Origin of the sequence: Butyrivibrio sp. AD3002, assembly GCF_000420905.1 — a bacterium.
Taxonomy (GTDB): Bacteria; Bacillota; Clostridia; order Lachnospirales; family Lachnospiraceae; genus Butyrivibrio.
Genome location: NZ_ATVV01000002.1, coordinates 29,144 through 54,786, shown reverse-complemented (window position 1 = coordinate 54,786; position 25,643 = coordinate 29,144). Strand labels below are relative to the sequence as shown.

Here is a 25,643-nt window from a genome sequence, read left to right as displayed (position 1 = left end):
GGTGTAAAATAACGATATGCGAAATAAATTTGTGAGTTTTGTGATTCCCTGCTATCGCTCGGAACAGACAATTGAAGACGTAATAAATGAAATTGAAGGCGCTATGGACATGCTGGTTCTTTACAGCTACGAAATCATTCTTGTGAATGATTGTTCTCCCGATAACACCTGGGGGAAAATCTGTGAGCTTGTAAAGGAGCATGAGGAGATTAAGGCCTTCAATCTTGCTAAAAATTTTGGGCAGCATGCAGCTATAATGGCGGGCCTTAATGCGTCCAAGGGTGATATTGTGGTATGCCTTGATGACGACGGACAAACTCCCGCGGATGAGGTTGGTAAGCTCCTATATCAGATTGAGAAGGGGGCAGATGTTGTCTATGCAAGATATGCTCATAAAAAGCACAACTTTTTCAGGAATTTCGGCACGGCCATGAATGAGTGGATGGCTAATGTTATGCTGGGTAAGCCCAAGGATCTTCATGTGTCGAGCTATTTTGCGGTCAGAAGATTTGTGGTGGATGAGATGATCAAGTATAAGAGCTCTTATCCGTATGTCATAGGACTGGTCCTTCGAACCACCAGAAATATCGTTAATGTTGATGTTACCCACAGAGCAAGGGAAGTAGGCGAAAGCGGCTATACTTTTTCCAAGCTCATGGGTTTGTGGATAAACGGCTTCACTGCGTTCAGTATTAAGCCGCTTCGTATTGGAACGTTGATGGGCGGTATATTTGCAGCTATCGGATTTTTGTATGGAATATATACCGTGATTAAAAAGATTATGTACCCGGATCTGCCGGCTGTGGGCTTTTCGGCACTTATGTCGGCGATAACCTTCATGTGCGGAATGCTCATGCTTATGGTGGGAATGGCTGGAGAGTATATAGGCAGAATCTATATATCCCAGAATAACAATCCTCAATACGTTATCCGGGATGAGGTTTCGCATGAGAAATCAGAAGAGTAAGAATAAGACCTGGCTGATGCCGGTCTTATTTGGTGTAGGCATGTCCCTGTCTCTGGTTTGGGGATACCAGCTTGAGACATCGGATCATATAGATATAGGCAATATCGGGATGCTGCTTATTTTTCTCCTTCTGTCAGCAGTGATTGCGGCTGCGGTTAAGTACAGCTGGTGCAGGCTTGAGGAGGGAAAAAATAAGGAAACGGGTGGCATAACGGTAATTACCGGGGCGAGGACTATGCTGCAGGCGGCGCGTAGGCGCGGCTATACCGGAGAAGAGTTCTTCAAGGTGTGGATGATGCTGGCGGCCTGCAATTTTGTGGTGCTACTCGGAGTTTTCCCCGGATTTTTTGTCTATGATGCTCAGACAGAGGTTATCGAGGTTTTAAGCAGGAGCTTCAATACTCATCATCCGCTTTTACATGTGCTTCTTCTTGGCGGAAGTGTGGCATTTTTCCATAAGTTTACGGGAAACTATAATGCGGGAATATTCTTCTATATTCTCTGTCAGATGCTTCTGATGACACATATATTTACGTATTATTTGAATTTCCTCAAAAAACACGGGGCAGGAGTAAAGGCCAGAAGAATAATAGGAGCTTTTTTCGGACTTTTTCCCACAATTGTCATGTACACCCTGTGTTCTTGTAAGGACGGGCTATTTTCGTCATTTCTTGTGATGACGATTGTTCTGATGCTGGAGTGGGAAGAGCTTACGGGGCGCGGAGAGAAAAAGAAGAAAGCCTGGGAAATCATTGTGTCTGCAGTGCTGATGATGCTTTTTAGGCACAACGGATTTTATGCTTATATTGTCTTTGCTCTTGTTGTGATGATATCGGCAAAGATAATGAGAGAAAAAGATCGGTTCCACAGAGCAACTTTTCTTATAGCTCCGGTGATCATATATTTTTGCATAAACACTGCTATAGGAGCAGTGCTCTCTGCCGAGACGGGTGAGCATCAGGAGATGCTTACTGTGCCGATACAGCAGATTTCGAGAGTTTATTACTACAACCCGGAGAATTTTTCCGGGGAGGAGAAGGAGACCTTACATAAATATCTGAGCGAGGAGGCTCTTTCACACTACACACCCAGAATCTCGGATATATTAAAAATGTATTTTGATAACAAAGCCTATGAGGAGGATAAGGCCTCTTTCTGGAAGCTCTGGGCAAAGAAGGGAATGGAGAATCCCATGAGCTATTTGAATGGGTGGTTTCTGACTTCTTACGGCTACTGGTACCCCGGCGCGGTTATCAATGTTTATCAGGGAAATACGGTGTTTACGTTTACCTATGAGGACAGTTCCTATTTCGGATATGAGGTTGAACTTCCGGGAAAAAGACACAGTGCGATTCCGTTTATAGATGCTTTTTACAGAAAGCTTTCAATAGAGAAATTCCAGCAGAATATACCGGTCCTTTCACTTTTGTTTTCGCCGGCCGCTTATTTCTGGGTATTTTTGTATCTTATGATGACAGCTGCCGTGATAAGGAGAGAATCGGGTATGTATCCCTGGATACTCCTGGGACTTGTATGGATGACGGTACTGCTTGGGCCGACTTACCTTGTGAGATATACAGTTTATTTGTGGTATGCGGTTCCGATTCTGATATATACTGTTTTACTGCATAATAATGATGCAGTGGAGGATTTATGAGAAGAAAAGTTGTTTACAGATCTGCAGCTATAAGAGCTGTAATTCTTATATTTGCTTTTTTGGCAATTGTTTCCGTGTTCCCGCTACGAATATGGCAAAGAACCATTACCGAGAGGGGTGGTGGGGATATCGTCCAGACTTCGGACAGAGTAAATGATTATCACGACGTGGTCCAGAAATTCATTGCTCAGTATGACAGGCTTGAATCAATAGACATATATGTTGACAGTGTCGAGCTAGGCAATTATATGAGCCTGGTATTCTATAACGAAAATATGGAGGAAGTCTACCAGAGGTTTGTGTATCTGAGGGATGCCGAGCTTCCGGGGTATCTTAATGTGAGAGTGGGGCTTGACCTCAATGTCGGTGAGAACTACACTATGATACTTAACGGAGCGTTTTCCACCTATTATGTAGCCTATGAGCATGCCGGCGAGGATACATCACCCTATTTCGTATCCTTTGCATATCATGATACCGGTGTTGAAGGCGTTCAGCTTGCGGCAAAGTATAATTACACTCAGCCTCTTTCCAAGAAGGTTTCGGGCTTTATCATACTTGTGGTCATTCTTCTTGCTGCTGCGCTGTTAGGTTTGCAAAAGCTGATATTTGCAGATAAGGAAGATCCGCTTATTTCTGTTCATAAAGTTATTAAATATGTCGGCAATCCCATCGCTGCCGTAATGACTCTTGCGATGATGATACTGATCTGGCCGATGAAATATTTTGACATCAGGCCTGTTGAAAATCTTTTCCTTGAGTTAGGGGTGATAATTGCTGCAGGATTTGTATTTTATGCGATAAACCATGAAAGTGATGCGACTCTTGACGTAAAGCTCTGGCATAATGTCAAAAATATTCTTCAGATGTCTGCAATCGCAGCTGCGATATGGTTTTGCTGTGAGTACATGAATGCTCTTTATACTATTTATCAGACTCTGGCAGAGAGAAAGGAGATGATCTGTCTCCTGATTTTCCTGTGTCTGCTATTCCCTGCGGATAGGATATTCAAGGAACATAATGTCTACTATTGCGCAGTGGCGATTGTGCTCGGAGTGATCTACAGAATCATGCATCTTCTCCCGGAGACAGAGAAGGAGTATGACCTTCATAATGCTGCAATGACTTATGGGGTTATTGTGGTTATACTTGCGGGCTTCATATTGCTGAATTTTGCAGTGGAGTTATATCACAGAGTACATGAGAAGGCTGAGAAAAAAGCGATATCCCGATATAAGATCAGTATTTTCGGAATAGTTCTTCTGGTGTTTTTTGCGGTATTGGTAGTATTCAGGAATACAAGATGGTGGGGAGTTGCACTTGCAGCTTTTGTCATAGGCCTTATGCTCAGTTACTGGTTATACGGATTTAAGGAGTATTCGGAGCTTATCATAGGCGGACTTCTTCTGAATTTTGTAGTTTCCATGCTTTATTGCTGGATGTATAGAAGCTTTGCGGCTTTCAATACGGGAAGATATGCCTTCGTTTTTCATACGGTAACCATAACCGCAGAGTATATGACTGTGATGGAATGCGCTTCTGCTGTGCTTCTTCTGTATAAGATATATCTGACCAGAGAAATGACGTCCTTCGCGGCAAGGATTAAATATCTCTGGAAGGAATTCATTTTATTTGGCTTTGTGACATCCTACATGATGTTTACAATTTCCAGAACATCCTACCTTGCATGCCTCGTGATGTTTATCTGCATGTTTGTGCTCACATCGGGTGACTGCAAAAAAGGTAAGCTTCGCTATCTGGGGATTCAGATAGGAACCATGGCACTTGCTGTAATACTGAGTTTTCCGGCAGCATTTATGCTACAGAGAACTATGCCGGCAATTGTGGCAAGACCGAAAAAATTCCTGGTTGAAACCGGCAATTTCGGACTTTACGGAGGCGGACAGCCGGACAGCCATCTCTATATGAGTATCGAGAGATTTGTGGATCTTTTCGCTGAAAAGATACTGAATATAGATGTGATGGATTACAATTATCCGGAGGATATCGAGAACTACAATAGCAAAGGAAAGTCAACTATAGGTGAAAACGGAGTTCCGCTTACTGAAGATCAGTCAGACAGGATGATGTATACACTTCCGGAAATAGTTGCTTCCAAGCAGACCGATCCTGAGATAAAGGAATACCTGATGGAGACCGGAGGAAATGAGCTCTTTGCCAGAATGGAAGCAGAGGCAGCTGCAGCGGAAGCTATGGTGTCCGCAGACAGTGGAGAGAATACTGACGAAGTTCAGGAGGAGAACGCTGAAGAAAACAGCGGAACACCGGAGGACGGAATTGAGGAATTTTCCAACGGAAGGATAACTATTTTTAAGGCATATCTTAAGCAGATGACGCCTTTTGGACATGATGAGATGGGAGCTGAACTTCCATCCGGAGAGATAGCGGTTCATGCACATAATACATACCTTCAGGTTATGTATGATAACGGAATTTTGGCGGGAATCGTATTCTTCCTTATGTTTGTTTGCGCATTTTTCAGCGGGATTATATTCTATTTAAAGAACAGGGATTATGCACCCGGAGCATTGTTTGCCTTTGCCATGATAGTTGGAGTGGGTGTGGCAGCTCTGTCAGAGTGGGTGTTCCAGTTCAGTAATCCCATGGCTGTAGCTCTTTTGATGGCGCTTATGCCAATTGCTTTTAAGAATAGAAAATCTGCCTAAGGTATGATAAAAAATCGATTTATGATATTATAAAATGATATGAAACAGGAAAAGAAACCATTTAATTTTGCAAAATTTTATAGAAGAACGGGTCTGATCATCTATGATATTCTCAGTATCATAATTGCCAGTTACCTTGCACTCCTGATGAGATATGAGTTCAATATTGATCTTGTTCCGTATGAATTTATGGAACCGGTTTCGAACTTTCTTATCATCAATGTTGTGCTCTCGCTGTTGTTTTTCTATTTTTTCAGACTATATAACAGCTTGTGGGCATATGCGGGGGAGACAGAACTTCAGAATCTGGTTATGGCATGTGTGGCTTCCGGTGTTATGAATGCCGTCGGCCTTCAGTTTTTCAGAGTCGGGAGACAGCCTGTTCCGCAGAGCTATTACTTTCTGTACACCTTTATTCTGATCACACTTATTTTTGTAAGCAGGTTCAGCTACAGGTTTTTCAGGAGCGTAAAGCATAAGACCGAGAACAGGAAAAACACTATCTCTGTAATGGTGATAGGTGCCGGTGAGTCCGGCAATATAATTATCAAAGAGATTGTAAACAGCAATTTCTCCACCATGGTTATCAGATGTATCATCGATGACGACAGAAGCAAGTGGGGACATTATATTCAGGGAATCCGCGTAGTCGGTGGCAGAGACAAGATCCTTGAATGTGCCGATCTCTATGATATTGATGAGATTATAGTAGCTATACCTTCACTTTCAAGAAGTGAGATGAGAAAACTTCTCGATCTGTGTAAGGAGACAAACTGTAAGCTTCGTTCACTTCCCGGTGTATATCAGCTGGTTAACGGCGAAGTTAATGTTAGTAAGCTTCGTGAGGTTGAGGTTGAGGATCTTCTCGGAAGAGATCCAATTGCGGTTGACCTGAACCAGATTGCAGGATATGTTAGCGGCAAGACCGTACTTGTTACAGGTGGCGGCGGATCCATCGGATCGGAGCTCTGCAGACAGATCGCAAATCACAAACCCGAGAGACTTGTGATCGTAGATATTTACGAAAACAATGCCTATGATATCCAGCAGGAGCTTAAGAGGAACCACCCGGAGCTTGACCTTGTGGTCCTTATAGCTTCTGTGCGTAACACAAACAGAATCAACAGGATTTTTGAGGAGTACAAGCCTCAGATCGTGTACCATGCTGCGGCTCATAAGCATGTACCGCTCATGGAAGACAGCCCGAACGAGGCAATTAAAAATAACGTATTCGGAACTTTTAAGACAGCGATGGCAGCCGCTATGAACGGATGTCAGAAGTTTGTCATGATCTCCACGGATAAGGCTGTAAATCCGACCAATATCATGGGTGCCAGCAAGAGAATCTGTGAGATGATAGTCCAGACCTTCAACAAGCACTATGATACGGAGTTTGTTGCAGTCAGATTCGGTAACGTGCTTGGCTCCAACGGTTCGGTTATTCCGCTTTTCAAAAAGCAGATTATGGCAGGAGGACCCGTAACAGTTACGGACCCCAATATTATCAGATATTTCATGACTATACCGGAGGCTGTCAGCCTCGTAATGCAGGCGGGCGCCTATGCAAAGGGTGGAGAGATATTTGTCCTCGATATGGGAGAACCTGTGAGAATTCTTGACCTGGCAGAAAACCTTATTAAGCTTTCGGGATATAAGGTAGGTGAGGATATCAAGATTGAGTTCACGGGACTTAGACCCGGAGAGAAGCTCTATGAGGAGATGCTCATGGATGAAGAGGGTCTTCAGGATACCGCGAACAGAATGATACATATCGGCAAGCCTATAAATATGGACGATATGAAGTTCTTTTCACAGCTTGAGGAGCTGAACGGAGCGTCCAAGGCTGAGCATGCCGACGAGATACGAGAGATTGTTCAGAAGATAGTAACAACCTATCACCCGGAGGATAATGCAGATTCGCACTCGATCGAGCACCAGAAAGCGCTCGAACGTGCAGCGGAGCTCATTAATGAGACGGAATGATTAGATATTAAAAAGCCTTCCCCTGGGGGCGCTCGACGTCCGGGGGACGTCGGTTCAGCGCGGACCGGAGTGGAACGGAGACAGGTGTCAGCGAAGCTGACGGATGAGGGTATATATGGACAGATTTGAAGGAATAAAAAGATTCGAAAACAAAGTATGGCTTTCATCTCCCACTATGCACGGAGACGAGCTTAAGTGGATAAATGCAGCAATTGAGGCCAACTGGGTATCAACCATTGGCGAGAACATCAATGAATCGGAGAGAATGATTCAGGAGAAGGTCGGAAGAAAGTATGCTATCGGGCTCAGTTCCGGAACTGCAGCACTTCATCTTGCTATGAGACTTGCAGGTGAAAAGCTATACGGACCAAAGCCCGCAAATGTCGGAACTCTGGCAGGACATAAGGTATTCTGCTCCGATATGACTTTTGATGCAACTGTTAATCCCATCGCCTACGAGGGCGGAGAAGCTGTTTTTATCGATACGGAATATGACAGCTGGAACATGAGCCCCGAAGCTCTGGAGAAGGCCTTTGAGATATATCCCGATGTTAAGCTGATAGTGGTTGCCTATTTGTACGGAACTCCCGGCAAGATAAATGAAATCAGAGAGATTGCCGACAGACACGGTGCTCTTATAATAGAGGACGCCGCTGAATCGCTTGGCGCAACCTATGAAGGCGAACAGACCGGAAAATTTGGAGATTACAGCGTTATTTCCTTTAACGGAAATAAGATTATTACCGGAAGTTCAGGCGGAATGCTGCTTACGGACAGCGAAGCCGACTGTCATAAGGTAAGGAAACTGAGCACACAGGCCAGAGAGGATGCTCCCTGGTATCAGCATGAGGAACTTGGATACAACTACCGCATGTCCAATATTGTTGCCGGTGTTGTAAGGGGACAGATCCCATATCTTGATGAGCATATCGCACTAAAGAAAAAAGTATATGACAGATACAAAGAGGGATTAAAGGATCTGCCGGTTTCAATGAACCCGGTTCCGGATAATTGTGAGCCCAACTATTGGCTTAGCTGCATGATTATTGATAAGGACGCCATGTGCCCTCACGTGAGGTCTGAGAGAAAAGCTCTTTATAATCACGAAGCCGGGAAATCTTGTCCCACAGAGATTCTGGATGCAATTGCAGCTTTCAATGCTGAGGGAAGACCTATCTGGAAGCCCATGCATATGCAGCCGATTTACAGGAACAACATCTTTGTGACAGCGGAGGGTATTCTTCGCGGTCGCAGTAATGCGTATATTGATGAGGGAACTGCCGCCGATATCAGTATGGATATTTTTGAGAGGGGACTCTGCCTTCCTTCGGATATCAAGATGACTGAGGAGGAGCAGGACATCGTTATTGATATTATCCACAGATGTTTTAAATAAAAGATTCTCCGAATAATCAAGGAATGAGGGTCGTTTGCTATGAGCTTGTCTCGCTCACATAAAAGAAGAAGAATTTTATTGTTTGTTGATGGCGTATCGCTTACGCTTTCTTATATTGTCATGATTACTCTGCGTTTTCAGTGGTATTTTAAGAGGGAGTGGATGATACCGCTCTATTCCATGCTGTTCATCATGGAAATCCTTTTTGCCACACTTGTTAATGTTTACAGAGGAAGAAGCCTTGATTATAAGCCGATAGAGGACAGCGATCCCCTTGAAGTTTTTGTTGAGTTTTTTAAGAACCAGGTGATACTTTTTGTGTTTATGCTGGTGGTTCTTATGGCTACCAAGAATACCCAGCTGGTATCACGACTTGCAATGGGTATTCTGGTTATAACCAATTTTGTCTTTGTTTTCACATTCAGAATGCTCTATAGAGCAATTCTTATCAAAAGCGGTAATCCTGAATTCCACAGGAGAAAGATTGCCGCACTTGTCTATTCACCGGATATTAATGCGGCAAGGGCCCATCTTGAAAAGGAACTTGGGCTCGAGTTTTCACTGGAAGGTATACATCCCCTTGACGAGGCATACCCTGAGGCGGGTATAAGACTTTCCAATGAGGATGCGGTCATAAAGAAGCGGGAAGAACTGGTTGATGCGGTTCGAAATTCCGGTTGCAGTGATGTCTTTATATGTATTCCCGATAAATTGGAATTGGCAGATTTTGTCAGAAATGATCTTGTTAGAAGATTTGGTAACGTCGGTATTAACACTTACTATGCATTGTCCATGGACGGGCAGTGGATTACAGGCAATCTTATAAGAGAACTTGGCTATTATCAGGCGACTTACTATACCGCTATGGTAAAAAGATGTAATGTACTGGGTGTCAATTTTGCTGTATCTAATGTAGAAAATGCAGTGCGGTATGTTCGAAGCCACATCAGAGATTTCTTCGGAAAATATATCTGCTTCTGTAATGTACATACAACTGTCGAAGCAAGCGAGAATGCAGACTACATGAAAATACAGAATTCTTCGGCACTGACATTTCCGGACGGACAGCCTATAGTAAACAGGATTCAGAAGGCGGGCTATGTCAAAGCGGAGAGAATAGCGGGACCGGATTTCATGGAGGCAATGTTTAACTCCACCATGGACGGAAAACTGTCGCATTTCTTTTACGGCTCGTCAGAGGAGACTATAGCGCTTTTAAAGGAAAAACTTCCGGAGAGATTTCCGGGAATGGATATCAGAGGCTTCTATTCACCGCCGTTTAGAGAACTGACGGAAGCGGAGGATGAAGAGATTGTGGAGATGCTCAATTCATCCGGTGCGGACCTTGTGTGGATAGGACTTGGTGCTCCGAAGCAGGAAAAATGGATGGCGGCGCATGAAGGAAAGATACATGGAGTTATGCTCGGAGTGGGTGCCGGTTTCAATTTTTTTGCCGGAAATATAAAAAGAGCACCGAGGTGGGTCAGGAAAATCGGTATGGAATGGCTCTACAGATTGTTCCAGGATCCAAAACGTCTTTTCAAGAGATACTTTGAGTCAAATATAAAGTTTATTTGGAAAGCCATTTTTATGGGAAAATAAGAAAACGTAGATTTCATCGCGTTTCCAAGGTAGCACGTTACTATAACAGAGTGTCCGCCACACAAAGACAAAAGTGCGCGAGTGCTTGACTTATTTTATCTATTTGATATAATTTAATCTCGGTTAAGACTTAAAATAATCAATATTGTAATGCTTACATTAAGAACAACGGCGTTCCTACTTGCAGGGTGTAAGTGCGGGAGCGCTTATTATATTTATACAGAAACAGGATTTTTGGGGTAATGAGTATTCTGCACAATCCGTACAAGGGCGATTACGATCATGTTCCCGAGATGGATAAAAAAGGGAGGTTTCGTGATAGATTCTTCTATAAAGGGGATATCTATGTGCTTCCTTATGGCGAAACTGAAAAGAAAAAGACCTATTTGCCATGCCTGCTTTTCGGAGCAGGAATATTCGCTGCACTTGTGGTACAGGGCCTTGTGAATCAGACCTCTTCACGTACATTGTGGGTGGTGCTGCCTTATTTCTGTCAGTTTTTGCCGGTACTTTTCTTCCTTATAGGAATTGTGGAATTTGCGGGCGCTACTCCGAGAATGACAAGACAGCAGTATGACAAGGGCGTAGGGCGTATGCATTTTTGCGGTATAGCCGTGATCGTGATGGCGGCTCTCAGCACTGTATGCGAAGTTGTTTATCTGATTATCAGGAGAGGACAGTATGATATCGTCCGTGAACTGATATACTTGTTTCTGCATGTGCCGGTGATTGTTCTGGCGTGCTTTTTTGCGAGATATTACAATAAGAAGTTTTCCGGAATATCGGTTGAATCCGGTAAATAATTATTGGTGACAGCCACGAGTGTGGATGCACATAAATACCAGGGGGAGTAAACCCCGGAATGGAGGGTAACATGAAAAAGTTAGGCAAATTTCTGGCATTAGGACTTGCCGGAACAATGGTTGTTTCAGCTGTTGGTTGTGGCGGCAATGCTAACACAGGCGCAGACACTACAACAACCGAATCTGCAGACACAGCTGAGTCTACTGCAGAAGCTTCAACTGAGGAAGCTGCTGATGCTACAGAGGCAGAGACAGAGTCCACAGAAGAAGCAGGAGAGGCTACTGAGAGCACAGGAAGCGGAGCTCCTCTTGTAATCGGAGAGTCAGAGTTTTCTGAGAAGTTCAGTCCTTTCTTTGCAAACACTGCTTACGATATCAACGTAGAGCAGATGACATCAATCCCGTTACTTAAGGTTGATCGTCTCGGTGAAGTTATTATGAATGGTATCGAGGGTGAGACCAAAGAGTATGATGGTAACTCTTATGAGTACAAGGGACCTGCTGATTGCGTAATTACTGAGAATGAGGATGGCACAGTAGACTACGCATTTAAGATGCGTGATGATATTAAGTTCTCTGATGGTGAACCAGTTACTATCGACGACGTTATTTTCACAATGTATGTACTTTCAGATCCTTCCTTCGATGGATCAGCAACATTCAATGCACTTCCTATCAAGGGAATGGAAGCATACAGAAGTGGTTCTGACACACTCTTCAACCTTCTTATCAAGGCTGGTGAGGATAACACAGACTTCACATATTTCACAGAGGATGAGCAGAAGAAGTTCTGGGAGACAGACTTCCCTGCAGCTAAGGAACAGTTCATCAATGATATCGCTGATTACTGCACAGCTAATGGCGCTGTATCTGATGATGAGGATATCGCTAAGGATCCTATTGCAAACGCAATGGCTAACTGGGGCTATGGTAAAGCAGAAGGCGGCGTTCTTACAGCTCCTTCAGGTGCAACCTTCGATGTTAAGGGTGGCACAGCTCCTACAGTTGATGATTTCTGGAATGAGATCATGGCTGCTTATGACAATGACGTAATGACAGCTACAGATACTGAGAAGGCTGGCGACGGCATTCTTGATATGCTTGGTGACGAGTATAAGAACTCAGTTGAGACTGGTGATTCAGCTGCTTCAATTGAGGGTATTGAGAAAATCAGCGACACAGAGATGGTAGTACATATGGAGAAGCTTGATGCTACAGCTATTTACAGCCTTTGCTTAGAGATCGCTCCTCTTCACTACTATGGTGATAAGTCTCTCTTTGACTATGACAACAATAGCTTTGGTTTCACAAAGGGTGACCTTTCAAGCGTAAGAGCAAAGACAACTCAGCCTCTTGGCGCAGGCCCCTATGTATTTGATAAGTATGAGAACAAGATCGTTTACTTCACAGCAAACGAGGACTACTATCTTGGCGCTCCTGTAATCAAGGAAGTACAGATGAAGGTTACACAGCAGTCTGATGCTGAGCCTGCTATAGTACAGGGCACACTTGATGTTGCTGAGCCTTCAGCCAACAAGTCCACACTTGAGCAGATCGCTGGTGACAACTCAAACGGCGAGCTTACAGGTGATAAGATTTCTACTTCACTTGTAGATAATAATGGTTATGGTTACATCGGAATGAACTCTGAGAACGTTAAGGTTGGTTCAGATCCCGGAAGTGAAGAGTCTAAGGCTCTTCGTAAGGCTATCGCAACTGTTCTCGCTGTTCACAGAGACGTAGTTGTTGATTCTTACTACGGCGATGCAGCTAACGTTATCAACTATCCTATTTCCAACACATCATGGGCAGCACCTCAGGCTTCAGATCCTGATTACAAGGTTGCTTTCTCAACAGATGTTGACGGAAATCCTATCTACACAGACGGCATGAGCGAAGATGAGAAGTATGATGCAGCTATTCAGGCAGCACTTGGCTTCTTCGAGAAGGCCGGCTATACAGTATCAGATGGCAAGCTTACAGCAGCTCCCGAGGGTGCTAAGCTTTCATACGAGGCTATGATCCCTGCTGATGGTAAGGGTGATCACCCTTCATTCGGTATCCTTACAGCAGCTAAGGAAGACCTTGCTAAGATCGGTTTTGACCTTATCATCAATGACCTTTCAGATTCTTCAGTTCTTTGGACATCAACTGAAGGTGGAACAGCTGAGATCTGGTGTGCAGCTTGGGGCGGATCAATGGATCCTGATATGTTTCAGGTTTACCACTCAGATGGCGGTTCTGCTTACATGTATAGAATCAACCAGAAGGAGCTTGATGATCTTGTAGTTGAAGGACGTTCAACAACTGATCAGGCAGTTCGTAAGGCTATCTATAAGGAAGCCCTTGACTATGTAGTTGACTATGCTGTTGAGATTCCTGTATATCAGAGACAGAATTGCTCAATTTATGCAACAGAGCGTGTAGATGTTGATAATTCTGAGATGCTTCACGATGAGACAACATATTATAACTTCTTTGCAAGCACTAGTGCACATGATGGCATTCAGTCACTTATGACTAAGTAATTCGTATTTATAACAGAATACGCATAACTTTGTCCGTGGGGGTCACTTTGGCTCCCACGGACATGTTATGTACTTTTTTACTTCACAGCTTTAAAACGGTAGAGAATAGAATTATCAATTTATATAATTGGCCTTGAAAATAATATTTCGCAAAGTGAAATTTTATATATAGATGGCATGACTCCCCGAGTAATGCAGACACAATAGGTAGAAGATATTTAATTAGAAGGAGTATAGACACCAATGAAGAAATTCATACTTAAACGTCTACTCATATCAGTAGTATTATTGTTTTTCGTATCTATGATCATTTACACGATCATGAGGTGTATGCCTACATCATACGTTGAACAGCAGGCAATGGCTTTGTCGACAAAGCCCGGTGCTAAAAGTTACTCTGAATGGGTAGAACAGCTCAATGCACAATATGGCTTGGACACGGGGGTAATCCAGGGCTACTTTAAATGGGCTTCAAAGGCAATAACACTTGATTTCGGTGATTCCTGGTATTGGAATCAGCCTGTATTACAGAAATTTGGCAGCGTTATCTGGTATTCGTTTGCACTTGGCCTTGTAACTTTTATTTTGGAAATTATAATCGCTATACCTGCGGGTGTTTCCGCTGCAAGAAAACAGTATTCTGCAACGGATTATACTGTTACGGTAATCGCACTTATCGGAATTTCACTTCCGAGCTTTTTCTTTGCGACGATTTTGAAATATATACTTTCAGTAAAGCTGGGTTGGCTTGATCTTTATGGTATTGTTGGAAGAATGCATGAGAGCTATTCATCAACAGGAAAAATCCTTGATATGGCTCGTCATATGATCATGCCTGTTATCACACTTACTGTTGTAAGTGTTGGTTCACTTATGCGTTATACAAGAACTAATATGCTTGAGGTTCTGAATGCAGATTATATCAGAACAGCAAGAGCAAAGGGACTTTCTGAGGACAGAGTAGTAAACTACCATGCTTTCAGAAATACACTTATCCCGATTGTTACACTTCTTGGTGGATCACTTCCGGGACTTTTCTCAGGTGCTATGATCACTGAGACACTCTTCCAGATTCCCGGTATCGGATATACATCATATCAGTGCGTAGTGCAGGGAGATATTCCCTTCGTTATGTTCTATATGGTATTTATGGCAGTGCTCATTTTGCTGGGTAACCTTATCGCTGATATTCTCTATGCGGTAGTTGACCCGAGAGTCAGAGTAAACTAAGGAAAGGAGGCGGATAAAATGTCAGAAGAAAAGAAAGAAAATTTAACTGAAGAAGTTAAAGATGAAAAAGACAAAAAAGGTTTCGAATTAGATGTTAAATTCGAGATGCATCTCGATGATGCCAACAGAGTCCGTGTCCTCTCTCCGGGAATGATGGTTCTTAAGAGATTCCTTAGAAACAGACTCGCTATTGTAGGAATGGTAATTATTGTTGCAATGTTCCTGTTCGCCTTTGTAGGCGGTGCTCTCTATCCTTATTCAGAGAGCCAGGTGTTCTACAAGTCTGAGCAGGTTATGAAGGAGTTTGCAGGTGCTACTGTTATCGACCAGTTCCAGTTCCAGACAGCTGATGGAGCAACTCTTCCTTCAGATATTAATTCAAAGGCACTAATTGCTGCTTCCAAGAAAAAATATGTATTCGAGACCCGTGGTGGTCAGATGATGGGAATGTCACCGGCTGCTGAGGATTCAGATGTTTATCTTATCTATTCACTTGAGCCTGCACAGGTTTTCCTTAAGGGCAATAAGGAATTTGATGCTGCTGTAGAGGCAGGAAGAGCTGACTTTGAGCAGGATGGAAAGATTTACATGTTCGACGGTGAGGATTTCAAGGCTGATGTATATGAAGCTACTGAGCTTGCAGTTGCAAGTAAGAGATCATTCACAGGATACAGCAAGGATACAAAGTTCTCATATGAGTTTTACAGAAATGCTCTTGTAGCAGTAGCTACAGGTGCAACTTCTTTCGAAGCTGACGGCACAAGCTACACAGTTAACGATGAAGGTCTTGTAGAAGCAAACGGTGAGGGATACGCAGTTGTTTCAAATATGAACTTTAATGCTATCGATCCCGGAACCTTCCTTGATCCTACATATAAGGCAACAGCTCTTGAGGCATTTGAAGCTCAGGGCAATGCAGGGTCATTCGAGTATCCTGATGCTGACGGCAATATGGTTGAGTACAAATTTGAGGTTAAGACAGGTCAGTACACAATTAAGAAGTACCAGGAGACAAGACTTATCGATATTTATTCAGCTCCTTCCAAGGCACATCCTGTAGGAACAGATGCTAACGGAATGGACCTGCTTGCCCGTCTTATGTATGGTGGTAGAATTTCACTCCTTATTGGATTTGTAGTTGTATTTATCGAAGTATTCATCGGTATGGTAATCGGTGGTGTCGCAGGTTTCTTCGGAGGATGGGTTGATAACCTTCTGATGAGACTTGTTGACGTAGTTTATTGTATCCCGGCCATGCCTCTTTACCTGATCCTTGGTTCAATCATGGACTACTATCAGGCAAGCCCCAGAGCTCGTATTTACCTTCTCTGCGTAGTTATGGCCGTAATCGGTTGGGTAGGAATTGCCCGTATCGTAAGAGGCCAGATTCTTTCACTTCGTGAGCAGGAGTTCATGGTAGCTGCAGAGGCACTTGGTATAAGCACATATCGCAGAATTTTCAAGCACCTTATACCGAATGTAATCCCTCAGCTTATCGTATTTGCAAGTATGGGACTTGGTGAGGTTATCCTTTCTGAGGCATCACTTTCATTCCTCGGACTTGGTATCAAGTATCCGGCTGCTTCATGGGGAAGTATCATAAATGCGGTTAACGATTCATATGTTATGACCAATTACCTCTTTGTATGGCTTCCTGCAGGAACATTTATCCTTCTTACAGTTCTTGCGTTTAACTTTATTGGTGATGGACTCAGAGATGCTTTTGACCCTAAGATGAAGAGATAAGTAGGAGATATAGAAAAATGGCTAAGAATTCAAATTACATCTCGGCTAAGGAGTCAAGAAGAATTTCACGTGAGAATCGTAAGATCACATCCGAGATTGAGAAAAAGAGAAACAGAAAGCATATTCCCGAGAGCGAATATGTTACACAGATGAAGAACCCTGATAACTGTGTTGAGTTTGATAATGTTCATACATATTTCTTCACAGATATAGGAACAGTTAAAGCTGTTGACGGTGTATCCTTCGAGGTGCCCCAGGGCAAGACAGTAGGTATAGTTGGTGAGTCCGGCTGCGGTAAATCAGTTACCAGTCTTTCACTCATGCAGCTCGTTCAGAGACCTTCAGGACAGACTGTTGAAGGTGAGATCCGTTTCAATGACGGTGACAGAACAATAAATGTTGTAAATGCTCCCGCTTCTGCAATGCAGAAGCTTCGCGGAAACAAGATGTCAATGATTTTCCAGGAGCCCATGACATCGCTTAATCCTGTTTTCAGAATCGGTGCTCAGGTTGATGAGGTTATTGCACTTCACAATCCCGATATGACACCCGAGCAGGTTAAGGCAAGAACCATCGAGATGCTTCAGATGGTTGGTATCGCAAATAAAGAGGGTGTATATCAGATGTATCCTCATGAGCTTTCAGGTGGTATGCGTCAGCGTATCATGATCGCTATGGCTCTTGCCTGCGACCCCAAGCTTATAATTGCGGATGAGCCCACAACAGCGCTTGATGTTACAATTCAGGCTCAGATTCTTGACCTCCTGAGAAACCTCAAGGACAAGATCAACAGCTCAATCATGCTTATCACTCATGACCTTGGCGTTGTAGCTGAGATGGCAGATTATGTCGTTGTTATGTATGCAGGTCGTGTTATTGAGAAAGGTACTGCGAGAGAGATCTTCAAGGATCCCAGACATCCCTACACAATCGGTCTTATGAAGTCTAAGCCCGTTGTAGGTAAGCACGTGGATAAGCTTTACAATATCCCCGGAAATGTGCCTAACCCTATCGATATGCCTGATTATTGTTATTTTAAGGACAGATGCGAGATGTGTGTAGAAAAGTGTTCCGGAAAATATCCCGGAGTTTACAAGATTTCTCCCACTCATGAAGTAAGCTGTTACAGATGCGAGGATTTCGCAAATGGTGCAATGACTGAAGAAGGAGGTGCAAAGTAATGAGCGACAATATACTTGAAGTAAAGCACCTCAAGAAGTATTTCCCTATCAAGGGTGGTTTCTTCGGTGGTGTAACAGGTAATGTAAAAGCGGTTGATGATGTAACATTTTCAATTCCCCGCGGAACAACCATGGGACTTGTTGGAGAGTCAGGCTGCGGTAAGTCCACAACAGGAAGAACAATCCTGCGACTTCTGGACAAGACTGAGGGTGATATCCTTTTCAACGGTGAAGATATCAGTAAATACGATAAGAAAAAGCTCCGTGAGCTTCGTACGAAGATGCAGATCATTTTCCAGGATCCCTATTCTTCACTCTCACCCCGTCTTCCTATCGGTGAGATTATCGGAGAGGCTGTTCGCGAGCATGGACTTGTTCCGAAAAATGAGCTTGATGATTACATTACAGAGATCATGAAGGAGTGCGGACTTCAGCCCTATCACAAGGATCGTTATCCGCATGAGTTCTCCGGTGGACAGAGACAGCGTATCTGTATTGCCAGAGCTCTTGCCGTAAAGCCTGAGTTCGTAGTATGTGATGAGCCTGTATCAGCGCTTGACGTTTCTATTCAGGCACAGATCATCAACCTCTTGAAGGATCTTCAGGAGAAGAACAACCTTACATATCTGTTTATCTCACACGATCTTTCTGTCGTAGAGCATATCTCAGATGCTGTAGGTGTTATGTATCTTGGAAATCTTGTAGAGACAGGAAAAACAGAGGATATTTTCGCAAATCCTCTTCATCCTTATACAAAGGCACTCTTTAGTGCGATCCCCATGCCGGATCCGGATATCAAGAAGGAGAGAGTGCTTCTTGAGGGTGATATTCCTTCACCTGCTAATCCGCCGAAGGGTTGTAAGTTCCATACCAGATGTCCTTATTGCATGGATTGCTGTAAGGAGCAGGAGCCTGTGGCAAAGGATATGGGCAATGGACATGTAGTAAGATGCCATCTCTATAAATAATTATATGAAAATATAAAAGGGCTATTGCTTCGGAAATGAGTTTTGTCATTATCCGGGCAAAGCCCTTTTTTGTATATGCGAGAAGTCCTTTTCTAAGAAATCCGATCAAATATCTTTAAGGCTAAGGTCCTTAACTTTTCTCATTGATAAATAATAAATTCCTATCGTAAAACCGGCAGTAATAACAGTTCCCAGTATACATGAAGGAATGCTGGGGCTTCGCACAAACATGAGGTGAACCTGTTCCATAGTCCTTATGATGGAATATACGATTATACAGCCTATGATGACTCCTAGAATAATTCCTGTTGTGGTGGTGAAAAATACTTCCCTTACAGCGTACAGAACAGTCTCTTTTACAGTAAAACCGTTTATTCTCATTATTGTAAGTTCGTTCTTTTTCGAGAGAAGATACATATCTGCAAGATTAAGGAGCACAAATAGTGCCATTACACCTGATAAGATAATCAGAAGCCCTATAACAAGGTTTAATACTATAAGCAGATTGTTGAACATCTCCACTTGCTCGGAGGCCGGTGTATATGCCTCATAACCCTGTATACCCAGCAGTTCATCCTGAAGGGTAGCTTCGTCCACAGAAGAGTTTAGTTTAATGAAAAAGGTGTTGCTTTCAAAAGTGTCTTCCATGATCTGTTCATAGTAAGACTTTGTGCAAATGACATACCTGCCGATGTAATTTTTTGTAACTGCGCTTACTTTGGCGCTATGCTTATAGCCCATATCGTCTATCACGTAAATACTATCTCCTTCTCCGAGGTCGTATATTTCCGCCAGACGATTCGTGATTATCAAACCCTCTTTTTCACCAAGACTTGTAAGCGGTCTGAAGTTGGAGAAGGACTTAAGGTCATCGCAGATAAGGAATTCCATGTATTCGAGAGTGTCGTCCACCTGTACGCTTCCGTGCTTATTCAGAAAGCTTATATATGAGATATTATGTCCCTTTAGGATATCCTTAATATCCCCGGATGCGGAAGGGGAGATTTCATTGCTGTAACTTATTTTGGCGTCATAATGGGTATAATCGCTTATCTGATATTTTATAGCGCCCATAATCGAGGCCCTGAGCGAAAAACCTATAACCACGAGGGAGCAGCAGCCCGCAACGCTGATTATTGTAACGATAACCCTTACAATGTCGGAGCGCATATTAAGAAGAATCATTCTGTTGTAGAGATTCAGACGTTTAAGAAAAGGCGATTTTTCCAAAGCTTTTGCATGTCCCTTGGGGATTCTGGGAGATAACAGCTTCTTGGCAGTTTCCTTTAAGAGCGAGGAACAGGATGCATTTATGGAAAGGATGGCAACGATGACTGCTACAAGTACAGAAACAACGGTGGGTATAATGTCTATTGCAAAAGGGAACGGCCCGAAAATAAAGTGATCACCGTAACCAAGGGCTACAATCCACTCGATTATGAACAGAGACAATGCTATGCCAAGGATGATTCCGAGTACTGCGCCGGAAAATCCGAAAATCAGATATTTTGAGAAAATCTCAAATTGGTGAAGACCAAGTGCTTTTGAGATTCCGATTATCGAACGCTGTTCATATACCATTCTGGAAAGTGAAGCAAAAATGACCATGATGGCGATGGCTACAAACAAAAGAGAAAAGGAAAGGTTCAGCGCACGAAGGTTCTCTGTGTTATTTTTAAGAAATACGAAGCAGGGATTTGCATTTCTATTAAATACGTACCACTCTGATTTGCCCATCCCAAGTATTTTATTAAGCCCGTTACGGGTATCTGTAACTCTTTTCACGGCATGATCGTATTCTTTTTTGGCATCTTCGTAAGCTGTAATCTGTTCATCAGCTGTTTTATATTCCGAAGGGTCTGTGCTTATTATTACAGAGAGCATGTTTGACATATCGGCCATTATTTCTCCGGTTTTACCCTTCAGAGACGGTACCATTTTTGCAGCAAGACTAAGCTGAGCCTCAGCATCAGAAAGCTCCTTTTCGCTATCGGTTAGCTGTTCATCCATGAATTTGGTGTATTTGTCATACCTTTCGGAAGATAGGGATTTTCCTAGTGTCTCCAGAGAATCGATATAAGTATCGGAGAGATTAAAATAATCTCTGCTAAAGGTCCTGAAATGCTCAGGATTATCAAAGGTTACATCAGCAAGACAGTAGCAATTATCGAATTTTGAGCTGTCAAAGGCGGAATTATCTACAAGTATGCAGTAGGTCTCTTCAAGGTCAAAGCTGGCGTGCTCCGCGTGAAGAAAAATACCTGTGACTTTAAAGGAATTTAGATTTAGTTCCGGAATGTCCTCATCATAAGCATCTTTAATGGAAAGACTATCGCCGATTTTTATACCGAGTTTGTCCGCAAGATATTGTTCAATGATGCATTCGGAATCGGATTCGGGGAGATGCCCTTCCTGAAGGATGGGAAGACCGATATGCTTTGGGACAGAGGTAATATAAACCGGTTTTGTGATATTATTTCCGCTTATTCTGCCTGAGGTGCGAAGAAGCCCCTCTACGCCGGTAATTCCAGGCACTTTTTTTATCTTTTCCAGATCGGATTCGGAGATCAGGCAGTTTGAGGTTATCTGAATGTCTCTGAAATTTGTGGAATCATAGAGATTTTGTCCTGCCTTTTCAAGTCCGTAGGCAGAATAAGTGAGCCCAAGATATGCAGCCAGGGCAAAGGAAGAAATGACGATAATTGACAGCCATGAAACAAGCTGTTTTTTGATGTTTCTGAAAGTGTCCAGAAGCTGGGTTTTTTTCATAATAATCACCAAAAACGCTTGAGATGAGGGGGTTACCAGGATAAAAGAGCGGCAGGAGTAGGCGAGGGATTGGTGATAATCTCATCTATCTGACCGTCCTTGATTTTTACAATACGATTAGCCATTTTGGATATCTCGTTATTGTGAGTGACCATCACAACAGTGGTCTGATTGCGTTTTACTATGTCTTCAAAGACCTGGAGTACTTCTATGCTGGTATTAAAGTCCAGTGCGGCTGTGGGCTCATCAGCGAGAATCAGACGGGGGTGTTTGCAAAGAGCTCTGGCAATGGAAACACGCTGTTGCTGACCACCGCTCATCTGAGAAGGGTAGTTGTTTTTTCGATCTGAGAGACCTACCATCTCAATCGCTTCTTCTGCGGGCATCGAGTTTGGAGATAGCTCTGCAATAAAATTCACATTCTCCAGTGCTGTCAGATTGGGCATGAGGTGGTAGTCCTGAAATACGAAGCCGATATAATTTCTTCTGTAGGCGGTTAATTCATCGGGAGATGGGTGGGAAAAGTCTTTACCATCAAGTATCATGGTCCCGTTTGTAAGGTGATCCATGCCTCCCATAATGTTAAGGACTGTAGTTTTGCCGCAGCCGCTTTCGCCAAGGATTGCGACAAACTCTCCTTCGTAAATATCAAGGGAGATTGCCTTCAGCGCTTCAAGTTTTCCATCACCTGTATTAAATTCTCTTGTTACATCCCTCAGGGATATGATGACCTTTTTGCCGTCTTGCATATGCGCTCCCAAACAGGTTTTATCAAGTGAAATATTTTCTCAAGATAACTATAACATATCCCAGAGCGTTGAAATTTTAAGTAATGCTTCAGAATGTAAAATACTTATAAAGAAATTCTGAAAAAACAGATAGTGACGGGTGTGAGAAATATTTTAATGTATAATTGAAGTTGGATATGTATAGATAGGGGAGACACGTCATGATCACATTACTCAGTCTTGGGATTATTGCTGTCGGTATCCTTGCTATGCGCGTAAGAAGTCTAAGCCGCACAGTGGGTATTGTCTGGATTAGTCTTGAAGTGTATGTGACAATTGCATATATCATCTTTATTTGGGTGCTTAATACATTTTATAAGTACCTTGGTTTAAATGAAAATTTTTACTACGTCACTGCTGTCACCGGTTTTATTATCACATTAAGTACATATCTTCTTTGCGCCTACAAGATCACGGTGGGACTCGTCAGATATAGGGAAAAGGCTCCCTTTTTATCTATTGTGCCCTTCGCCATCACTCTGATATATATTCTGGTGTTAAATCCAATTAATCATATCGCTTATTACAGTGAAGTAAGAGGCATAGTTACCATAGAGAGACTGGCATATATAGTTATTTCTACGATTATAAATCTGCTATATGTTATTCCTTCAATCGGTCTTGCCTGGAGACATCACAGGAGGCTTGGAAAATTCGCTCCGTCGGTTATAACATTTATTGTCTTCCTTGATTTTTTAATGCTTATACTGAACTACAGGATTGAGGATTTTGGCTTCATGGGAGCTGCTTTTGCAGCCGGGGTTACCTTTAATCTGGTTATGTTATATCTTGTTGATAACCCTACGGATCCTAAGACGGGTCTATATACCAAGACTGCTTTTATGAGAGCGGTTAAAGAGGATCTGATATTAAATCCCAAGACTGAGTATAAAATGTGCCTGCTTGATATCAGAGATTTCCAGGATGTAAACGAGAGATTTGGCTTCGAAAAGGGCGACGATATTCTTAGGCGTATTGCTGCAGCCATGAGACAGAGCTTTTCATGGGAAGTGGAGCTCGCCTATCTTGGAGAGGATAATTTTGTAGGGCTGTTTCCTGAAGGTTCTTACTGGATGTTGCAGGGAACGCTTAAACTCAACGAGATGTATCCGGGTGAGGATATGGATTATAATCTGTCTCTTTACGCCGGCGTTTATCCTATAACTGACAGGACCATGAATCCCATCCTTATGTGCGACAGAGCAAGATTTGCGATGGATTCGATTCGTTATGAGTATGACAAGCATGAGAGGCTTTTTGATGAAGGATTGAACCGTTCCTTCGAGATGCAGGCATACATGCTTCACAACTGCGACAGGGCGATTCATGAGCATGATTTTTTGCCATATTTCCAGCCAATATATGATGCAAAGACAAAGAAAATCTGCAGTGCTGAGGCGCTGATCCGCTGGAAGGATAAGCAATACGGTCTTATCAGTCCCGGGGATTTCATTCCGATATTTGAGAGAAATGGCTTTATCACTAAGCTTGATGTATACATGTGGGAAGCTGTATGTAAGCAAATTTCTGATTGGAGGAATGAAGGGATCCTTGTTCCGCCGATTTCGGTTAACCTATCAAGAAGAGATCTGCAGATGGAGAATCTTTACGAGGTGATGCTGGATCTGATTAAGAAATATCACCTCTCACCGCTCGATATTAAGCTTGAGATAACGGAGAGTGCTTTCGTGGCTGAGAATCAAAAGTTCTTTGGCACGGTTGATGTCCTTAAGGAAGTTGGATTCAGAATCCTTATGGATGACTTTGGCAGCGGTTATTCCAGTTTTAATACATTCAAGGATGCGCATGTTGATGTGCTCAAGGCCGACATGAAGTTCATGGATGGAATAGAATCCTCAGAGAAGGGCCAGATAGTTATAAACACAATTGTTGAGATGACTAAAAAGCTGGATATGCCAATTGTCGTTGAGGGAGTGGAAACAGAAGAACAGTACGAGTACTTAAAATCCATCGGATGTGAGATGATTCAGGGTTACTATTTCTCGAGACCTGTACCCGCAGAAGAATTTAAGAGGATGATCATAGAGAACTAGGTATAATAAAAAGCCATTGGGCATGTGCCCAATGGCTTTAATTATTTTATGCTTAATTACTGAATAACAAGCTGATCCCAAGTATCTGCAGGAACAAGTGCGATATATGTCTTACCGTTGTTGATCTCAAGCTCATTAGCCTGTGAATCAAAGAACTGTGTCTTTACAAGCTCACCTGTCTTGGTCCATACGATATCGGTTGCCTTACCGTTTGTGCAGTAGTAGCCGGGCTGGTTGATATCGATACAGTTATAAATGAGATAACCGTGATCATCAAGCTGGTTGAAGGTACATTTCTGAAGAATTACATTCTTGAAGGAAAGAACTTCTCCATCTTCGCCATCCTTGTGGATGTTGCCGTAATCGTAGTACTCATATTCCTTGGTTTCTTCGTTATATACAAGCTTTGAGCTATTGTGTGTGAAAGGAATGATATCAATTGTTGTAGCATCAAGGCACTTAGCGTAGCCCTTATCCTGGAGGTTGATCTCGTTACCCCAGGGAGTGAAATTGAAGTGATTTTCCTTCACACCGTCAGGTGTGAACTCGTTGTAAGTAGTTGAGAAACTGCTTCCTGAGAAGTTGTTCTCAAGATCACCTGAAAGGATGTACTCTGTATACTCTCTCTTTTTACCATTATCTACACGAGAGAAAGTTCCTGAGAAGTGGTTTGTTCCCCACTCCTTAGCAAGATAGGGATCGATGTGAACCTTCGGGCCACCATCGTGACAAAGTACTGCATTCCACTCAGCAGCAAGAATAATGTTGGTAGGTCTTGTACTTCTGATGGAACCGAGCTGCTTGATTGAGCCCCAGTCCTTCATCATGCACATAAGACGAGTGATACGACCGTTCTGTGTGCTGTTCATCATCTCATATACAACGTCACATTCTGCTGTTCCAAAGTGAGGAAGAGCAGCGGACTCGTTATCTACCATGACAGCGATGGGGCGCTGATCCTTAAGAGACTCGCTGATGGGCTCACCTGTGAGCTCACTTCTGTACATTCCTGCAGGTATCTCGGCTGAAACGATCTCTTCAGCGGGTTCTTCCTCTACAGGAGCTTCTTCGGTGCTTTCTTCTTCTCCTGCATTATCCTCGATGGACTCCCATGTAAGTCCTTCTTCAGCTTCATCTGTCTTGTCGGACTTACCGCAGCCAACAGCAGCTGTAAGCATCATAGCTGTAAGTGCGACACTTACTATTCGTTTATTAAATTTCATAATAGAATCCTCCTTTAAAAATGTGCGTAAAAGACACACCTTCATTATTTTAACAGAAAAG

Annotated in this window: 16 protein-coding genes; 13 read left to right on the top strand and 3 right to left on the bottom strand. The window is 43.0% G+C overall.

Features of this window, described 5'->3' with window-relative positions; all coding sequences use genetic code 11:
* The first annotated feature begins 16 nt into the window (after positions 1 to 16).
* From G596_RS0102655 to G596_RS20615, 12 genes are all read left to right on the top strand, one after another.
* Positions 17 to 967, top strand: coding sequence for a glycosyltransferase family 2 protein (locus G596_RS0102655; protein ID WP_022760286.1), 951 nt, complete (start codon positions 17 to 19; stop codon positions 965 to 967).
* The gene (locus G596_RS0102650; protein WP_022760285.1) at positions 948 to 2,624 is read left to right on the top strand and encodes a DUF6020 family protein; all 1,677 of its coding nucleotides are present in this window, start codon (positions 948 to 950) and stop codon (positions 2,622 to 2,624) included. Before G596_RS0102655 ends, G596_RS0102650 begins: the two co-directional genes overlap by 20 nt.
* Positions 2,621 to 5,311: an O-antigen ligase family protein gene (locus G596_RS0102645; protein WP_022760284.1), complete on the top strand. Its 2,691-nt coding sequence runs from the start codon at positions 2,621 to 2,623 to the stop codon at positions 5,309 to 5,311. The genes G596_RS0102650 and G596_RS0102645 overlap by 4 nt, the downstream gene beginning before the upstream one ends.
* 39 nt (positions 5,312 to 5,350) lie before the next feature.
* Positions 5,351 to 7,294, top strand: a complete 1,944-nt coding sequence (locus G596_RS0102640; RefSeq protein WP_022760283.1) for a polysaccharide biosynthesis protein — start codon at positions 5,351 to 5,353, stop codon at positions 7,292 to 7,294.
* 115 nt (positions 7,295 to 7,409) lie between these two features.
* Positions 7,410 to 8,690 (top strand): DegT/DnrJ/EryC1/StrS family aminotransferase, encoded by a 1,281-nt coding sequence (locus G596_RS0102635; RefSeq protein ID WP_022760282.1) that lies wholly within the window; start codon positions 7,410 to 7,412, stop codon positions 8,688 to 8,690.
* A gap of 39 nt (positions 8,691 to 8,729) precedes the next feature.
* Positions 8,730 to 10,292 carry a WecB/TagA/CpsF family glycosyltransferase gene (locus tag G596_RS24670; RefSeq protein WP_022760281.1) on the top strand — a complete coding sequence of 521 codons (1,563 nt, stop codon included), beginning with the start codon at positions 8,730 to 8,732 and terminating at the stop codon, positions 10,290 to 10,292.
* 242 nt (positions 10,293 to 10,534) lie between these two features.
* Entirely contained in the window at positions 10,535 to 11,095 is a 561-nt protein-coding gene (locus tag G596_RS0102625) for a hypothetical protein (protein WP_022760280.1), read from the top strand.
* Positions 11,096 to 11,166: 71 nt separating this feature from the next.
* A complete protein-coding gene (locus G596_RS0102620) occupies positions 11,167 to 13,623 on the top strand; it encodes an ABC transporter substrate-binding protein (protein ID WP_022760279.1) in 2,457 nt (818 codons plus the stop codon).
* 243 nt (positions 13,624 to 13,866) lie between these two features.
* Complete coding sequence (locus G596_RS0102615; protein ID WP_022760278.1) at positions 13,867 to 14,853, top strand: ABC transporter permease; 987 nt, start codon at positions 13,867 to 13,869, stop codon at positions 14,851 to 14,853.
* Between the two features lie 18 nt (positions 14,854 to 14,871).
* On the top strand, positions 14,872 to 16,599 hold the full coding sequence (locus G596_RS24290) for an ABC transporter permease (protein ID WP_022760277.1): 1,728 nt from the start codon (positions 14,872 to 14,874) through the stop codon (positions 16,597 to 16,599).
* A gap of 17 nt (positions 16,600 to 16,616) precedes the next feature.
* Positions 16,617 to 17,780: an ABC transporter ATP-binding protein gene (locus G596_RS0102605; RefSeq protein WP_022760276.1), complete on the top strand. Its 1,164-nt coding sequence runs from the start codon at positions 16,617 to 16,619 to the stop codon at positions 17,778 to 17,780.
* Positions 17,780 to 18,748, top strand: coding sequence for an ABC transporter ATP-binding protein (locus G596_RS20615; RefSeq protein ID WP_022760275.1), 969 nt, complete (start codon positions 17,780 to 17,782; stop codon positions 18,746 to 18,748). Before G596_RS0102605 ends, G596_RS20615 begins: the two co-directional genes overlap by 1 nt.
* Positions 18,749 to 18,853: 105 nt before the next feature.
* Here G596_RS20615 and G596_RS0102595 read toward each other — a convergent pair whose 3' ends face one another.
* Both G596_RS0102595 and G596_RS0102590 read right to left on the bottom strand, forming a co-directional pair.
* On the bottom strand, positions 18,854 to 21,517 hold the full coding sequence (locus G596_RS0102595; RefSeq protein ID WP_022760274.1) for an ABC transporter permease: 2,664 nt from the start codon (positions 21,515 to 21,517) through the stop codon (positions 18,854 to 18,856).
* 32 nt (positions 21,518 to 21,549) lie between these two features.
* A complete protein-coding gene (locus G596_RS0102590; protein ID WP_022760273.1) occupies positions 21,550 to 22,266 on the bottom strand; it encodes an ABC transporter ATP-binding protein in 717 nt (238 codons plus the stop codon).
* Positions 22,267 to 22,466: 200 nt separating this feature from the next.
* Here G596_RS0102590 and G596_RS0102585 point away from each other — a divergent pair, with 200 nt between their 5' ends.
* Positions 22,467 to 24,359 carry a bifunctional diguanylate cyclase/phosphodiesterase gene (locus tag G596_RS0102585; protein WP_022760272.1) on the top strand — a complete coding sequence of 631 codons (1,893 nt, stop codon included), beginning with the start codon at positions 22,467 to 22,469 and terminating at the stop codon, positions 24,357 to 24,359.
* 56 nt (positions 24,360 to 24,415) lie between these two features.
* Here G596_RS0102585 and G596_RS0102580 read toward each other — a convergent pair whose 3' ends face one another.
* Positions 24,416 to 25,582: a DUF3048 domain-containing protein gene (locus G596_RS0102580; RefSeq protein ID WP_022760271.1), complete on the bottom strand. Its 1,167-nt coding sequence runs from the start codon at positions 25,580 to 25,582 to the stop codon at positions 24,416 to 24,418.
* Between the last annotated feature and the right edge of the window lie 61 nt (positions 25,583 to 25,643).

Bases quoted from the DNA above. Each gene is read 5' to 3' on its own strand.
- G596_RS0102655 (WP_022760286.1), top strand. From the start codon at position 17: ATGCGAAATAAATTTGTGAGTTTTGTGATTCCCTGCTATCGCTCGGAA.
- G596_RS0102650 (WP_022760285.1), top strand. From the start codon at position 948: ATGAGAAATCAGAAGAGTAAGAATAAGACCTGGCTGATGCCGGTCTTA.
- G596_RS0102645 (WP_022760284.1), top strand. From the start codon at position 2,621: ATGAGAAGAAAAGTTGTTTACAGATCTGCAGCTATAAGAGCTGTAATT.
- G596_RS0102640 (WP_022760283.1), top strand. From the start codon at position 5,351: ATGAAACAGGAAAAGAAACCATTTAATTTTGCAAAATTTTATAGAAGA.
- G596_RS0102635 (WP_022760282.1), top strand. From the start codon at position 7,410: ATGGACAGATTTGAAGGAATAAAAAGATTCGAAAACAAAGTATGGCTT.
- G596_RS24670 (WP_022760281.1), top strand. From the start codon at position 8,730: ATGAGCTTGTCTCGCTCACATAAAAGAAGAAGAATTTTATTGTTTGTT.
- G596_RS0102625 (WP_022760280.1), top strand. From the start codon at position 10,535: ATGAGTATTCTGCACAATCCGTACAAGGGCGATTACGATCATGTTCCC.
- G596_RS0102620 (WP_022760279.1), top strand. From the start codon at position 11,167: ATGAAAAAGTTAGGCAAATTTCTGGCATTAGGACTTGCCGGAACAATG.
- G596_RS0102615 (WP_022760278.1), top strand. From the start codon at position 13,867: ATGAAGAAATTCATACTTAAACGTCTACTCATATCAGTAGTATTATTG.
- G596_RS24290 (WP_022760277.1), top strand. From the start codon at position 14,872: ATGTCAGAAGAAAAGAAAGAAAATTTAACTGAAGAAGTTAAAGATGAA.
- G596_RS0102605 (WP_022760276.1), top strand. From the start codon at position 16,617: ATGGCTAAGAATTCAAATTACATCTCGGCTAAGGAGTCAAGAAGAATT.
- G596_RS20615 (WP_022760275.1), top strand. From the start codon at position 17,780: ATGAGCGACAATATACTTGAAGTAAAGCACCTCAAGAAGTATTTCCCT.
- G596_RS0102595 (WP_022760274.1), bottom strand. From the start codon at position 21,517: ATGAAAAAAACCCAGCTTCTGGACACTTTCAGAAACATCAAAAAACAG.
- G596_RS0102590 (WP_022760273.1), bottom strand. From the start codon at position 22,266: ATGCAAGACGGCAAAAAGGTCATCATATCCCTGAGGGATGTAACAAGA.
- G596_RS0102585 (WP_022760272.1), top strand. From the start codon at position 22,467: ATGATCACATTACTCAGTCTTGGGATTATTGCTGTCGGTATCCTTGCT.
- G596_RS0102580 (WP_022760271.1), bottom strand. From the start codon at position 25,582: ATGAAATTTAATAAACGAATAGTAAGTGTCGCACTTACAGCTATGATG.